The sequence below is a fragment of the Streptomyces sp. NPDC055254 genome (assembly GCF_053606025.1).
In genome coordinates this window covers 101855-114884 of record NZ_JBSGQV010000012.1, presented here as the reverse complement: position 1 = coordinate 114884, position 13030 = coordinate 101855, and the positions used below count along the sequence as shown (strand labels likewise).

Genomic DNA, 13030 nt, shown 5'->3' with positions numbered 1-13030 from the left:
CTCTGGATATTGGACTAGACCTATTTTCCTACTGGCCGGATCGCCGTATGGGGCCTTGCGGGCAGTTTCTTGAAGGACGGGATCGAATGAGCAACCCTGCGCGTGGCCTCCTGGAGGTGATCGCCCTCGACGTGGAGGACGCGGTCGCGGCCCAGGCCGGTGGGGCGGACCGACTCGAACTGGTCACCGACATGGCCGCCGACGGGCTCACCCCGGCGCGCGAGACCTTCGCGGCGATCAGGGCGGCGGTCGACATCCCGCTGCGGGTGATGCTCCGCGGGACGGACGGCTTCGCGGCGGGCGACGTCGACGCTCTCGCGGCGACGGCGCGGGCCCTGCGGGCGGAGGGTGCGCGGGAGTTCGTACTCGGCTTCCTGCACGCGGACGGCACACCGGACCTGGCGGCGGTCGAAGCGGTGGCGGCGGAGCTGGAGGGCTGCCGCTGGACCTTCCACCGGGCGATCGACCGCGCGGCGGACCGGGACCAGCTGCGGAAGGCCCTCGCGGAGGTGCCGGGACTGGACACGTACCTGACCGCCGGCGCGGCGGGCGGGGTGGACGAGGGGCTGCCGGTCCTCCTGGCCGAGGCGGCGCGAAGCGGTGAGCCGGGGTACGGGGCGCGGATCCTGGTGGGCGGCGGCCTGGCGCTGGCGCACGTACCGGTGCTGCGCCGGGCGGGCATCGACGCCTTCCACATCGGGGGCGCGGCCCGCCCGTCGGGCTGGACCCACCCGGTCTCGGCGGCCGCGGTGGCGCGGTGGCGGACGGCACTCGACACCTGACCCCGCGCCGGGGGCCCTGCCGGGCCGGCGCCCCCGGCCCGGCTCCCGTTTCCCCGTACGGGCACCTGCTTCCGGGTCCGGGCGGAGCCCCGGGGGTCAGGACAACGGGGTAGGGAGGGGGGCGGCGTGGAGGGCCGTCAGTCCCGAGACGGCGCGGGTGAGGCAGACGTACAGCCGGCGCAGCCCGGTCCGTTCGTCCGGCTCGCCGGAGACGATGGCCGCCGGTTCGTCCAGGACCACGTAGTCGTACTCCAGGCCCTTCGCCAACGACGCCGGCACCAGTGTCAGCCGCGACTGCGCCGTCGTCTCCTCGCCGGGCGCCAGGTACGCCAGCCCCGCCGCCCGCAGGGCCTCCGCCAGGAGCGGGATCCGGGCGTCCGCCGCGATCAGGCCGACCGACCCCTCGTGTTCCAGCGACTCCCGGCACGCGGCGACGACCGCCGCCGTCAGATCGGAGGTCCGCGAGATCCGCAGCGAACCCGGCGTCTCACGGACCGAGGAGACCGGCGCCAGGCCCGGCGCGATCGACGGCAGCAGCCGGGAGGCGTACGCGATCACCTCGCGCGGCACGCGGAAGCCCGCCGTCAGCTCCTCCACCACCGCCTGCGGCTTGCCCAGGTGGGTCAGCGCCTCCTCCCAGCCGCGCGTGGCCCACGGGGTCGTGCCCTGGGCGAGGTCGCCGAGGATCGTCGCCGAGCCCGTCGTGCAGCGCCGGCCGACCGCGCGGTACTGCATCGGGGAGAGGTCCTGGGCCTCGTCGAGGACGACATGGCCCAGCGACGGCGTCCGCTCCACCAGGTCGGCCGCCTCGTCGATCAGGACCAGGTCCGCCGCCGACCACTTCGCCGACTTCACCGTGCGGAACGGCTTCGGCCACAGCAGCAGCTTCTGCTCGTCCGCCGTCAGGACGTCCGCCGCGTGCAGGGCCAAGAAGTCGGGGTCGCTCAGCAGGCGCAGGACGAGCTTAGCCGGTTCGACGGGCGGCCAGAGCGCCTTCACGGCCGCCTTCACGGCGGGATCGCGCGCCACCGCGTCCTGGACGCGGTCGTCCGGCGCCTCGCCGGCCTGCTCCATCCGTACCAGGACGGCGTGCGCGATGCGCTGCGGCAGCGCGTCGCGGGCGGCGCCGTAGCGGATGTCGCGGTTCTGGAGCTCCTCGACCATCTCGGCGAGCTCGTACGCGGGTACCCGCCAGCGCCGCGAACCCCGGACCACCATCAGCGTCTCGGTCGGCGCCGTGACGTGCGCGCGGACCGCGCGGCGCAGTACCTCCGCCATCCGGGCGTCGCCCTTGACCGCGGCGGTCTCGGCGGGGTCCGTGCCGCGTACCTCCAGCCCGGGGCGGGCGACCAGGTCGTCGAGGGTGGCCTGCTCGACCTCCAGCTCGCCCAGTGCCGGCAGGACCTGCTCGATGTAGTGCAGGAAGGAGCGGTTCGGCCCGATGACGAGCGTCCCCGTACGGGCGAGGCGGTCGCGGTGGGCGTACAGCAGGTACGCGACCCGGTGCAGGCCGACCGCCGTCTTGCCGGTGCCCGGGCCGCCCTGCACGCAGACCGAGCCGGTCAGGCCGGAGCGGACGATCTCGTCCTGCTCGGCCTGGATCGTCGCGACGATGTCCCGCATCGGGCCCACGCGCGGACGCTCGATCTCCTGCTGGAGCAGCTTGCTGACGGCCGACCCCCGCGGGGCCTCGGCGGGGTCGCACAGGTGCTCGTCCTCGTACGCCGTCAGCTCGCCGCCGGTGTAGCCGAAGCGGCGGCGCAGCGCGATGTCCTGGGGATCGGTCCTGGAGGCGCGGTAGAAGGGCTGGGAGACGGGGGCTCGCCAGTCGATGACCATCGGGTCGCCGTCGGCGTCGTGGACGTGGCGGCGGCCGATGTAGAACTGCTCGCCGTCGGCGCCCTCGGCCAGGTCCGCGCCCGGGGCGTGCAGGTAGGTGAGGCGGCCGAAGAAGAGGGGCGTGTGGGTGAGGTCGGCGAGGGCCTTGATGCGGTCGTCGATCTGGGCCCGGAGGACGACCGCGTTGACCCAGTTGGCGGTGACGTCCCGGATGTCGAGGCCTTCCACGTCCTCGCGCATGGCGCGGAGGGCGGCGCGGGAGGCGGTGAGGTGGGCGCGTTCGCGGGCGAGGGGTTGGTCGGGGGCGTGCACGGGCACGGGACTGCCTCCAGCGGCTGGTGCGGAACGGGAGCCCGCCGGCTTCCGCCCCCGGCTACCGCTGGGAGGTGCCCCCGGCCGGGCGGCTCTCCCCGACGGGGCGGCGGGAGGCGGCAAGAGCGGAGATTCTAGCCACCGCCCGGGAGCGCCGCGACCGGATATGCGCGAGCCGGGACAGACCCACTAGGGGGTGGTGTGAGACGTGAGGAGGAGACGGAGGGCCCGGGGATTACCACCGGGGGCCGATGTGCGGGCCGGGCCGCGAACGCACCATGGCTGCATGAGCACCGCAACCTTCACCTCGATCCAGGGCGGCCGCCCGAGCGGCGCCACCACCCTCTCCGACCTCCACCCCCGCCCGGGCCTCGGCGGCATGCTGCGGGCGGCCAGGGTCTTCGCGGCGGCTGCCGTGAGCGTGATCGTGCTGGGCGACTACGCCGAGGAGGCGGGCGTCGTCCGCCGCTGACCCGCCGTCCGGCCACCCCGTCCCCCGCCCCACCGGCCGCGCGGACGGGGCGGGGCGCGGGGGTCAGTCGCTGGTCAGGAGGTCGTCCGCGTCCATGATGCGGTAGGCGTAGCCCTGTTCGGCCAGGAAGCGCTGGCGGTGGGCCGCGAAGTCCTGGTCGATCGTGTCGCGCGCCACGACCGAGTAGAACCGCGCCTCGTGGCCGTCCGCCTTCGGGCGCAGGACGCGGCCCAGGCGCTGCGCCTCCTCCTGGCGGGAGCCGAAGGTGCCCGACACCTGGATGGCGACCGTCGCCTCCGGCAGGTCGATCGAGAAGTTCGCGACCTTCGACACGACCAGCACGCTGATCTCGCCCTCGCGGAAGGCGTTGAAGAGCTTCTCCCGCTGGGCGTTGGAGGTCTCGCCCTTGATGACCGGCGCGTCCAGGTGCTCGCCCAGCTCGTCGAGCTGGTCGATGTACTGGCCGATGACCAGGGTCTGCTCCCCCTTGTGCTTGGCGACGAGGGCCTCGGTGACCTTCCGCTTCGTCGCCGTCGTCGCGCAGAAGCGGTACTTCTCCTCCGTCTCGGCGGTCGCGTACGCCAGCCGCTCCGACTCGGTGAGATTGACGCGGACCTCGACGCAGTCGGCGGGCGCGATGTAGCCCTGCGCCTCGATCTCCTTCCACGGGGCGTCGAACCGCTTCGGCCCGATGAGGGAGAAGACGTCCGACTCGCGCCCGTCCTCGCGCACGAGCGTCGCGGTCAGGCCGAGCCGGCGCCGCGCCTGGAGGTCGGCGGTGAACTTGAACACCGGCGCGGGCAGCAGGTGCACCTCGTCGTAGACGATCAGGCCCCAGTCCCGGGAGTCGAAGAGCTCCAGGTGGGGGTAGACGCCCTTCCGCTTCGTCGTGAGGACCTGGTACGTGGCGATCGTGACCGGTCGGATCTCCTTGCGGGTGCCGGAGTACTCGCCGATCTCCTCCTCCGTAAGCGAGGTCCGCTTGACCAGCTCGTGCTTCCACTGGCGGGCCGAGACGGTGTTGGTGACCAGGATCAGCGTGGTCGCCTTGGCCATCGCCATGGCGCCGGCGCCGACCAGCGTCTTGCCGGCGCCGCAGGGCAGTACGACGACACCGGAGCCGCCGTGCCAGAAGCCCTCGACGGCCTGCTGCTGGTACGGGCGCAGCGCCCAGCCGTCCTCCGCGAGGTCGATCTGGTGGGCCTCGCCGTCGACGTACCCCGCGAGGTCCTCGGCCGGCCAGCCCAGCTTGAGCAGCGTCTGCTTGATCTGCCCGCGCTCCGAGGGGTGCACGGCCACGGTGTCGGGGTCCAGCCGGGCCCCGACGAGGGGGATGATCCGCTTGGAGCGCAGGATCTCCTCCAGCACGGGCCGGTCGGTGCTGGTCAGGACCAGGCCGTGCACGGGGTGCTTGGAGAGGGTGAGGCGGCCGTAGCGCGCCATGGTCTCGGCGACGTCGACGAGCAGCGCGTGCGGGACGGGGTAGCGGGAGTACTCGACGAGGGCGTCGACGACCTGCTCGGCGTCGTGCCCGGCGGCCCGGGCGTTCCACAGGCCGAGGGGGGTGATCCGGTAGGTGTGGATGTGCTCGGGAGCCCGCTCCAGCTCGGCGAAGGGAGCGATGGCACGCCGCGCGGCTCCGGCGAGCTCGTGGTCGACCTCCAGGAGGAGGGTTTTGTCGCTCTGGACGATGAGGGGCCCGTTCACACACGTCCCTTTCCTGCGTGGGGTGGCCGCCCGGGCGCGGACGGCCAAACCTCCAGTCTGCCGCATCCGGCCGGTGGCGGGGTGGTGTGCGCCCGGAGTCGGGCCTCGGGACAGGCGGGCGGCGGTGCCGGCTCGCGCTCTGCCCGGTCGCCGCGGCTACGCCCCCAGGTGGGGCAGCGGCCCGCAGGGGTACGGGGTCTCGGCCGGGAGCAGGGCGCGCGCCGCGTCCCGCTCACCGGCCCGGAGCAAGCCGTGGATCTCCCGCGCCAGCGGGGTCACGTCGCGGATGGAGACCGTCCACGCGTCGGCGTACGCGCGCGAGGCCCGGCCGGACAGGCCCAGCTGGAGCGAGCGGTACGCCAGCGGGTTCAGGTTCAGGTCGCGCTCCGGGTCCCACTGGACGCGTGCCGGCGCCTCGCGCAGCTGCCGCTGCCAGGCCGCCCGATCGGGGTGCGTACCGGCCTCGAAGTGCGACAGGCAGGCGTGGCGCAGGGCGTCCTCGAAGCCCTCGCGGGTGATCTCGACCGCCAGCACCGTCTCCTGGTCCGCCTTGGTCGCCCAGCCGCAGCGGTACATCATCCACAGGAACGACGGCTTGACCCACGTCATCCGCTCCCGCTTCCAGGCGGGCGGGAAGCGGCCGTCGCGGGCGGCCGGCAGGCCGAGCCGGGGAGCGTACGCCTGGTAGACGGTGACCGTGGTGTCGGTGTGCACGGCGCGGACCGCGCGCTGCGACGGCTGGCTGTCGGACATGCCCTCAGGGTGCGGGGCGCTTCCCGCAGCGGCCACTCATTTTCGTCAGACCTGGTCCTCCGCCAGTTCCGCGACGCCCGTGATGCGGTGCAGCGCGTACGTCCGTACCTCGTCCGCCGTGTGGTCGTACCCGGTGACGAAGCCGCCCTCCACCCGCACCGGCGCGATGACCCGCTGGCTCGCCGCGCCCTCGGCGTTCACGTAGCCGATCCACACCGCCGACCCGGTCAGAGCGGCGGCCTGCACCGTCGCCAGGGTCTCCGCCGCGCTCGTGCGCGGCAGTTCGCCCGGAGCCTGGGCGGCGTCCCCCGAGCCGGGTGCGGAGGGTTCCTTGCGGACCGCCGTCGCGGCCAGGTCGCCCGCGCGGATCGCCCGTACGGCCGCCCCCAGCAGCGTCGCGTCCGGCACCGGCGGGCCGTCCGGAACCGGTACGGGCGCCGAGCGCGCCGGGGCGCGGTGCGCGTCGGCCCGCGACACCAGGACGTCGCCGGTACGGGACTCCGCGGCCGGCGCGTACCCCATCGCCCGCAACCCGTCGAGCAGGGCGCCCGGTTCGGCCTGCGCGGCGAGCACCGTGGGCGCGAGGCGGCGCAGCGCCAGCCCGGCCGAGCGCTTGTCGGCCAGGATCTCGCCCAGCACGGAGTCGTCGTCGCAGCGCACGTACGAGGAGGCCGCCCCGACCCGCAGGTGCCCGTGCCGCCGGGCCACGTCGTCGATCAGGTACGACAGAGGCTGCGGGACCGGCGTGATGCTGTGCTCAGCGAGGAAGGCGTGCAGGTCGACGGCGGTGTGCCCGGCGTCCAGGGCGCGCCGCACCGATCCGGGCGTGAAGCGGTACACCGTCGCGCCGCCCTTGGACTCCACGTCCGCGAGGACCGCCAGGACGTCGCCGAGCGGGCGGCGCAGCGGCCCCGGCGCCACGGCCGTCAGGTCGGCCTGGAGCAGGACGTGGTCCACCGGCTCCGGGAGCAGCGGCGCGAGGAGCGGCGCCGGGTCGCGGTGTGCCAGCAGGGCCCGGCCCGGACCGGACACGGCGCCCCGGCCGGTCACGCCGAGGACCTCCGCCTCGGTCAGCGTCCACTGCGCGAGGCGGGCGCGCAGATCGCTCGTACCGCGTACCGGCCGCTCCCACGCGAGCCGGGCCAGCAGGGCCTCCGGGTCGGCGGAGCCGCCCTCGGGCAGCGCCGCGAGGAGGTCCAGGACCCGCCGGCGCACCTCGGGGGCGGCGGAGCGGTCGAGTTCGGGGCCGAGCACCGACAGGGTGCGGCCCTTGGAGTCCTGCTCGCCGACCAGGCCGGCGGTCCGGGTCGCCGGCAGCCAGGCCCGCGCGAGGACCGCCCATCGCTGGGCGGGCGGCAGTTCGCACCAGCCGTCGAAGGCGGGCGTGGGCGCGTACCGCTCGTCCGCCTCCCCGTCGCCGGCCAGCAGCCCGGCGGCGTAGGCGAGTTCGATCCAGAACGCGGCCGATGCCTCGGTGGTGTCCAAGGTGGCCGCGGCCCGCTTGAGGTCCCGTACGGAGAGCCCGCCCGCCCGCAGCACCGCCGGACCGGTGTGCTCCCAGGACTTCACCAGCTCCTCGACGGTGGACAGCGCGGCCAGCGCCTGCCCGGCGGCGTTCGCGTCCACAAGCTGTGGACGGTGCTCGCGGTGCGCCGGCACCGCCGGAGCCACCGGCGCGGTGTCCCGGTGCGCCAGACCCCCGCGCAGGTGGAGCGCCACCTCGCGGGGCAGTACGACGGTCCGCGCCGACGCCGGCAGCAGCAGCCCCCGGTCGCGCAGCCAGCGCACCGGCGCCGCCGGATTCGGCGTCACCTCCCCGTACGGCGGCCCCCACACCAGCCGCCCCAGCACCTGGTGCGCTTCCGCCGGGGCCTGGTCCAGCAGGGCGGACATCCGCTCCGGGTCGGTGAACAGCCCGGTGAGCGCGGTCACCGCGGACACCGGGTCGTGGGTGGCGGGCAGCCCCGCGGCCGCCACGATCTCCTGGATCCGGGTCGGCGACATCCCGGCGGTGGCCTCGGCGACGGTCGGCCCGAGGCCGGTCGGCGAGGGCCGCCGGGCGGACGGAGCGAGCAGCTCCCGGGCGGTGCGGACCAGCCGCAGCCGGTCGTCGCCGCCCCACACCAGGGCCTGGTCGCGCAGGGTGCCCAGGGCCCGGGGCAGGGCGGCGCGCGCGGCGTCGCCCTGGGTGCCCGCGCCGTGGTGGCCGGTCAGCAGCGACTGGAGCACCGCGTACGGGCACGGGTCGGGGGACACCGCCAGCGCCTCGGCGGTCTGCAGCGCGAACCGGTCCAGGCGTTCCAGCGCGCGTACCACCGAGGCCCGGGTCCCGGCGCGGGTGGCCAGCTGGGTCACGTCCCCCGGCACCGGGCTCAGCAGGTCGGGGCGGGCCCGGAGCAGGCCGGCGAGCGCCTCGTCGTCACGGGCGCGCAGCGCCTCGGCGAGGGAGCGCGGGGCGCTTCCCGCGGAGCCGCGCGCGGTACCGCCCGCGGTGTCTGCCGCGGTGCCTTGCGCGGTGCCTCCCGCAGCGGTGCTTGCCTCGGGCACAGTTGCCTCCTGGTCGCGTCGGCCGGTCAGTCGGCCGGTCCCCATCCGGTCAACGGTATCCGCTGCGCCCCCGGCCGCTCCACGGGCGCACGCGCTACCTTTCCGGCAGGCGGTACGGGAGGAGCCGGGGCATGGGGATCGAGAGCGACCAGCTGGTCTACGAATATCTGAGCCGGGTCGGGGACTTGGCGCAGCGGCGGGCGTTGTCCTCGGGCGACCGGATGCGGCTGGTGTCGGGGCTGCGGGACGAGATCGACCGTCGGCGCGCCAAGTACGAACCGGAGACGCCGGCCGCCGTACGCCGCATCCTGGAGCGCATCGGCACGCCCGAGGAGGTCCTGGACACCCTGGGCACCCTCCCGGGGCGGACGCCCGGGGCGGGCGCGGGGTCCGTCGCGGCCGCCGAGGACCCCGTACGGCCCGGCCCGGCGGTGCCCGCGCAGCGCGGCCCGGGGCGCTTGCTGCGCAAGAGCGCGCCCGCGCCGCGCCCGGCGGCGGAGCCCGAGAACGTGCCGCCGCACCTGGCGGGGCTCGACGAACTCGGGCCGTCCGGCGGGGAAGAGCCCGACTGGTGGCGGGTCGCCCCCGGCGCGTACGGCGCGGGCCCGCAGGTGGAGGGCTTCGCGGGCGGCATCGAGATCCCGGACCTGTTCGAGGCGGATCCGGAGGAGGACCCGGAACCGGGTGAGCCTCCCGCCGGGACCGCCGGGACCGCCGGGACCGCCGGGTCGGCCGGGTCGGCCGGGGGACGGGCGGGGAACGCCGTACGGTTCCTGCGGGAGCGGCGGCGCGCCGCCAAGGCGGCGGGGGCGGCGGCCCCCGAGGCGGCGGCGGGCGCGGCCGTCGCGGCGGGCCGGGCCAGGCCGAACGTGCTGCTGCTGCTGGCCGCCGCCCTCCTCGTCGCCGGCGCGGCCGGCGGCTACTGGCTGCTGCTCGCGGTCGGCGGGCTCCTTCCCTTCGCGTCCCGGGTGCTCGGGCCCGCCGAGCGCAAGTGGGCGCTGTTCGGCCCGATCGGGGCGGCGCTGGTGGGAGCGGCGGTGTGGCTGTGGGGACGGATGGACGGGCGGTGGGGTGCGGCGCTGGCCGACGACCAGCTGAGCGGGGCGATGGAGGGGATGTGGCCGTGGCTGGTGCGGGGGGCTGCGCTGGCTTCGGCGGGGTATCTGGTGTGGCGTGCCCGCCGGTGACCACGCGGGGCGGCGGTCTCTGCCCCTGCGGGCCGGCTTCCCGGGGCTCCGCCCCGGACCCCGCGCCTCAAACGCCGGCGGGGCTGATGATCGGGGCTCCGCCCCGGGCCCCGTGCCTCGAACGCCGGCGGGGCTGGGTGGGCCTGGCGGGCTGGGTGATCGGGGCTCCGCCCCGGGCCCCGTGCCTCGAAGGCCGGCGGGGCTGGGTGGGTCGGTGGGGCTCGGCACAATGGGCGTATGAACCTCACCGTCGGCTTCGACCTCGACATGACCCTCATCGACTCGCGCCCCGGGATCAAGGCCGCCTACCAGGCCCTGTCCGCCGAGACGGGGACGTACATCGACGCCGACGCGGCCGTCACGCGGCTCGGTCCGCCGCTGGAGGAGGAGCTCGCGCACTGGTTCCCGGAGGCCGAGATCCCGGCCGTCGCGGACCGTTACCGGGAGATCTACCCGACCCACGCCATCGCGACGACCCCGGCGATGCCCGGCGCCCGCGAGGCGATCGACGCCGTGCGGGCGCTCGGCGGGCGGGCGATCGTGGTCACGGCCAAGCACGAGCCGAACGCCCGCCTGCACCTGGCGCACCTGGGCATCGAGCCGGACGCGGTGATCGGCTGGCTGTGGGCGGAGGCCAAGGCGGGCGCGCTGCGCGAGTACGGGGCGCAGGTCTACGTCGGCGACCACGTGGGCGACGTACGCGGCGCCCGCACGGCGGGGGCGCTGTCGGTGGTCGTGCCGACGGGCCCGTGCCCGGAGCCGGAACTGCGGGCGGCGGGCGCGGACGTGGTGCTGCCCGACCTCACCGCGCTGCCGCAATGGCTCGCGCAGTACGTGGCGGCCCGTACGGTCTGACCCGTGCCGGCCCGGCCCGGCACTCGGGACGGGACCCGGCCCGGGCTGCGGGCGGCTAGGCCCGCGGCGCCTGTGAGGCGCGGGCCTGGCGGCGCTGCGCCGCGGCGGAGCGGAGCACGCCCGCCGCGGAGATGGCGAAGCCGACGCCCATCAGCATGCACACGGCCCACGCGTACGAGGGGAACGGGTCGACGTCGAGGAACAGCGGGGCCATCGTCGCGAGCGTGGCCACGGCGCCGGCGATGAACACGATGCCGCCGGTCTTCACGAGGGCGTCGCCGGGCCGCGCTTCGTCGGAATGAGGAGTAACAGTCACCCCACCAGGGTAGTTCCTTGGCCGAAGCAGCCGACGGCGAAGGACCGGGTAACGACTTGTCTCCCGGCCCCCGGCCATTAGCCTTGAGGCGGCGGGTCACACATGGCCCGCTGCGCTGTTGTCCGGACCCTTTCACGGAGTTCCGGACCCCCGACGAGCACAAGGACAGAGGACGGACGTGCCTACCGGCAAGGTCAAGTGGTTCAACAGTGAGAAGGGCTTCGGCTTTCTCTCCCGCGACGACGGCGGCGACGTCTTCGTCCACTCGTCGGTGCTCCCTGCCGGGGTCGACTCCCTCAAGCCCGGCCAGCGCGTCGAGTTCGGGGTCGTCGCCGGCCAGCGCGGTGACCAGGCGCTTTCGGTGACGGTGCTGGACCCGGCGCCGTCCGTCGCGGCGGCGCAGCGGCGCAAGCCCGACGAGCTCGCCTCGATCGTGCAGGACCTCACGACCCTGTTGGAGAACATCACCCCGATGCTGGAGCGGGGCCGCTACCCCGACAAGGTGCACGGCACGAAGATCGCCGGCCTGCTGCGCGCGGTGGCCGACCAGCTCGACGTCTGACGCCCCGGGCAGACCCGCACGGACCTGCGCCCCGCCGCCCGCAGGAGCGGTGGGGCGCGGCCGTTCGCGCCCCGCGAGGCGCTACGGGAAGTCGAGGGCGCCGGGCGCGATGGCCGGTACCAGCCCCTCGGCGGCCGCCCGCGTGAGCAGTCCGCGCACCGCCGCGTAGCCCGCCTCGCCGAGGTCGGCGGTGAACTCGTTGACGTAGAGCCCGATGTGCTGGTCGGCGACCGCCGGGTCCAGCTCCTGGGCGTGGGCGCGTACGTACGGACGGGACGCCTCGGGGTCGTCCCAGGCCATCCGGACCGACGTACGGGCCGATGCGGCGAGCGCGCGCAGCCGCTCCGGGCCCAGCGAGCGCCTGGCGATGATCGCGCCGAGCGGGATCGGCAGGCCCGTGGTGGACTCCCAGTGCTCGCCCATGTCGGCGAGGCGGTGCAGCCCGTAGTCCTGATAGGTGAAACGGGCCTCGTGGATGACCAGTCCGGCGTCCACGCGTCCGTCGCGCACGGCCGGCATGATCTCGTGGAACGGCATCACGACCACCTTGCCGACGCCGTCGGGCAGCACGTCCGCCGCCCACAGCCGGAACAGCAGGTAGGCGGTGGAGCGTTCGCTCGGCACGGCGACCGTCCGGCCCGCCAGGTCCAGGCCGGGCTCCCGCGACAGCACGAGCGGCCCGCAGCCGCGTCCCAGCGCGCCGCCGCAGGGGAGGAGGGCGTACTCCTCCAGCACCCACGGCAGGACGGCGTAGGACACCTTGAGCACGTCGAGCTCGCCGCGCTCCGCCATGCCGTTGGTGAGGTCGATGTCGGCGAAGGTGACGTCGAGCGCGGGTGCGTCCGGGACGCGGCCGTGCGCCCACGCGTCGAAGACGAAGGTGTCGTTCGGGCAGGGCGAGTAGGCGATCCTCAGTGGTCCCCGCGGGTCGCGGTCGGCGGTGTCACCGGTGCTCATGGCGTTCTCCCCAGTTCGCGAGTACGGGCCCCAGCGCGCGGAAGCCGCCGGCGAGGGCCGCGAGCGCGTCCCCGATCCGCCAGGCGGCACGGTCGCGCGGGCCCACGGCGTTGGACACGGCGCGGATCTCCAGTACGGGCAGCCCGTGCGCGGCGGCCGCCTCCGCGACGCCGAAGCCCTCCATGGCCTCGGCCCCGGCCAGCGGGTGCCGGGCGGCGAGCGCGGCGGCCCGGTCGGCGGTCCCGGTGACGGTGGAGACGGTCAGCACGGGGGCGAGCAGGGCCCCGGTGGCCTCGGCGGCACGTGCGGCGAGCTCGGCGGGCGGCAGGTGCACGGTGCGGCCGAAGCCGAGTTCGCTCACGCCGACGAAGCCGTCGGGGGTCTCGGCGCCCAGGTCGGCGGCGACGATCGCGTCGGCGACCACCAGGGAGCCGAGGGGGGCGGCGGGCCGGAACCCGCCGCCGATTCCGGCGGACACGACGAGCGAGTAGGGGGCGAGGGCGAGGGCGGTGGCGGTGCCGGCGGCGGCCGCCGCCGGCCCGACGCCCGCGACGAGCACGTCGAAGGCGATGCCGGGAAGGTCCCGGCGGGTGACGGGGTACCCCTCCCCGGACTGCGTGCGGGGATGCCCCGGGGGGAGGGTGCGCGGCTCAGGACCGGGAGCGTCCGGATGAGGGGTCAGACCGGTCGCGACGGAGTCTGCCTCCGCCGCCACCGCGGTCACGACGAGCACGCGCACCG

The 13030-nt window shown here is 75.5% G+C and carries 12 protein-coding genes; 5 read left to right on the top strand and 7 right to left on the bottom strand.

The window, feature by feature from the left end; translation table 11 throughout:
• The first annotated feature begins 86 nt into the window (after positions 1 to 86).
• Complete coding sequence (locus ACWFQ8_RS15195; RefSeq protein WP_453786675.1) at positions 87 to 782, top strand: copper homeostasis protein CutC; 696 nt, start codon at positions 87 to 89, stop codon at positions 780 to 782.
• Positions 783 to 878: 96 nt separating this feature from the next.
• Here the strand turns inward: ACWFQ8_RS15195 and ACWFQ8_RS15190 are convergent, their stop codons facing one another.
• Positions 879 to 2861, bottom strand: a complete 1983-nt coding sequence (locus ACWFQ8_RS15190; protein WP_453786729.1) for a HelD family protein — start codon at positions 2859 to 2861, stop codon at positions 879 to 881.
• A 358-nt stretch (positions 2862 to 3219) separates the two neighbouring features.
• Here ACWFQ8_RS15190 and ACWFQ8_RS15185 point away from each other — a divergent pair, with 358 nt between their 5' ends.
• A complete protein-coding gene (locus ACWFQ8_RS15185; RefSeq protein WP_453786674.1) occupies positions 3220 to 3405 on the top strand; it encodes a hypothetical protein in 186 nt (61 codons plus the stop codon).
• Positions 3406 to 3468: 63 nt separating this feature from the next.
• Here the strand turns inward: ACWFQ8_RS15185 and ACWFQ8_RS15180 are convergent, their stop codons facing one another.
• The 3 genes from ACWFQ8_RS15180 to ACWFQ8_RS15170 all read right to left on the bottom strand — a co-directional run bounded on the left by ACWFQ8_RS15180 (position 3469) and on the right by ACWFQ8_RS15170 (position 8457).
• Positions 3469 to 5112, bottom strand: a complete 1644-nt coding sequence (locus ACWFQ8_RS15180; RefSeq protein ID WP_453786673.1) for a DNA repair helicase XPB — start codon at positions 5110 to 5112, stop codon at positions 3469 to 3471.
• Positions 5113 to 5268: 156 nt separating this feature from the next.
• The gene (locus tag ACWFQ8_RS15175; protein WP_453786672.1) at positions 5269 to 5865 is read right to left on the bottom strand and encodes a DUF4291 domain-containing protein; all 597 of its coding nucleotides are present in this window, start codon (positions 5863 to 5865) and stop codon (positions 5269 to 5271) included.
• 45 nt (positions 5866 to 5910) lie between these two features.
• On the bottom strand, positions 5911 to 8457 hold the full coding sequence (locus ACWFQ8_RS15170; protein ID WP_453786671.1) for a helicase C-terminal domain-containing protein: 2547 nt from the start codon (positions 8455 to 8457) through the stop codon (positions 5911 to 5913).
• Positions 8458 to 8543: 86 nt separating this feature from the next.
• Between ACWFQ8_RS15170 and ACWFQ8_RS15165 the strand changes: the two genes are divergently transcribed.
• Both ACWFQ8_RS15165 and ACWFQ8_RS15160 read left to right on the top strand, forming a co-directional pair.
• Complete coding sequence (locus tag ACWFQ8_RS15165) at positions 8544 to 9599, top strand: hypothetical protein (RefSeq protein WP_453786670.1); 1056 nt, start codon at positions 8544 to 8546, stop codon at positions 9597 to 9599.
• A gap of 237 nt (positions 9600 to 9836) precedes the next feature.
• Complete coding sequence (locus ACWFQ8_RS15160; RefSeq protein ID WP_453786669.1) at positions 9837 to 10454, top strand: HAD family hydrolase; 618 nt, start codon at positions 9837 to 9839, stop codon at positions 10452 to 10454.
• A gap of 55 nt (positions 10455 to 10509) precedes the next feature.
• Here the strand turns inward: ACWFQ8_RS15160 and ACWFQ8_RS15155 are convergent, their stop codons facing one another.
• Positions 10510 to 10770, bottom strand: coding sequence for a hypothetical protein (locus ACWFQ8_RS15155; RefSeq protein ID WP_453786668.1), 261 nt, complete (start codon positions 10768 to 10770; stop codon positions 10510 to 10512).
• Between the two features lie 178 nt (positions 10771 to 10948).
• Between ACWFQ8_RS15155 and ACWFQ8_RS15150 the strand changes: the two genes are divergently transcribed.
• A complete protein-coding gene (locus tag ACWFQ8_RS15150; RefSeq protein ID WP_322975534.1) occupies positions 10949 to 11332 on the top strand; it encodes a cold-shock protein in 384 nt (127 codons plus the stop codon).
• Between the two features lie 81 nt (positions 11333 to 11413).
• Here ACWFQ8_RS15150 and ACWFQ8_RS15145 read toward each other — a convergent pair whose 3' ends face one another.
• Complete coding sequence (locus ACWFQ8_RS15145; protein ID WP_453786667.1) at positions 11414 to 12289, bottom strand: 1,4-dihydroxy-6-naphthoate synthase; 876 nt, start codon at positions 12287 to 12289, stop codon at positions 11414 to 11416.
• Positions 12276 to 13028 carry a futalosine hydrolase gene (locus ACWFQ8_RS15140; protein WP_453786666.1) on the bottom strand — a complete coding sequence of 251 codons (753 nt, stop codon included), beginning with the start codon at positions 13026 to 13028 and terminating at the stop codon, positions 12276 to 12278. Before ACWFQ8_RS15140 ends, ACWFQ8_RS15145 begins: the two co-directional genes overlap by 14 nt.
• Positions 13029 to 13030: the final 2 nt, after the last annotated feature.

Bases quoted from the DNA above. Each gene is read 5' to 3' on its own strand.
- ACWFQ8_RS15145 (WP_453786667.1), bottom strand. From the start codon at position 12,289: ATGAGCACCGGTGACACCGCCGACCGCGACCCGCGGGGACCACTGAGG.
- ACWFQ8_RS15170 (WP_453786671.1), bottom strand. From the start codon at position 8,457: ATGGGGACCGGCCGACTGACCGGCCGACGCGACCAGGAGGCAACTGTG.
- ACWFQ8_RS15190 (WP_453786729.1), bottom strand. From the start codon at position 2,861: ATGCGCGAGGACGTGGAAGGCCTCGACATCCGGGACGTCACCGCCAAC.
- ACWFQ8_RS15185 (WP_453786674.1), top strand. From the start codon at position 3,220: ATGAGCACCGCAACCTTCACCTCGATCCAGGGCGGCCGCCCGAGCGGC.
- ACWFQ8_RS15195 (WP_453786675.1), top strand. From the start codon at position 87: ATGAGCAACCCTGCGCGTGGCCTCCTGGAGGTGATCGCCCTCGACGTG.
- ACWFQ8_RS15175 (WP_453786672.1), bottom strand. From the start codon at position 5,865: ATGTCCGACAGCCAGCCGTCGCAGCGCGCGGTCCGCGCCGTGCACACC.
- ACWFQ8_RS15160 (WP_453786669.1), top strand. From the start codon at position 9,837: ATGAACCTCACCGTCGGCTTCGACCTCGACATGACCCTCATCGACTCG.
- ACWFQ8_RS15165 (WP_453786670.1), top strand. From the start codon at position 8,544: ATGGGGATCGAGAGCGACCAGCTGGTCTACGAATATCTGAGCCGGGTC.